1 protein-coding gene is annotated in these 501 nt (G+C 67.3%); it reads right to left on the reverse strand.

What is annotated here, in order from left to right:
- A partial coding sequence (locus ACTIF6_RS26825) for a TRAP transporter large permease subunit (protein ID WP_439590747.1) occupies positions 1-501 on the reverse strand: 501 nt, incomplete at both ends.

The raw sequence follows: 501 nt of genomic DNA on the forward strand, positions 1-501 counted from the left end.
TCGGTGGTGCAGTGAGCCCGATGCCAACGACGATGAGCACAAGGATGCCGAACCAGATGGCGACCTCGTCGGGTGGAAAGCCGAAATCCAGCGCTTGCACGAGCGGGAAGAAGACCGGCAGCGTCAGGATGATCATGGCGAGTTCGTCCATCACCGCGCCGAGCAGGATGTAGCTTGCCAGCAGCATCGCCAGCACGAGCGGTGGTGATAGTCCCAGTCCGGCGATCCATTCGGCGAGATTGGTCGGCATCTGCGTCAGCGCCAGGATCATCGCCGAGGTCTCCGCCGTGATCCGCAGGCTGCGCGTGATCGCGGGGCGATCGAGCTTGCGGGTGGCGACACCGGTCAGCAGCATGGCGATGGCGCCGACGGAGGCGCCCTCCGTCGGGGTGAACAGCCCGCCATAGATGCCGCCCAGCACGACGACCGCCACCGTTACGGCCGGCCAGACTGCGAGCAGGGCCGGCAGGCGTTCGCGCCAGGGCATGCGCGGCAGGACCG

The organism is Hydrogenophaga sp., assembly GCF_051860785.1.
Lineage (GTDB): Bacteria > Pseudomonadota > Gammaproteobacteria > Burkholderiales > Burkholderiaceae_C > Hydrogenophaga.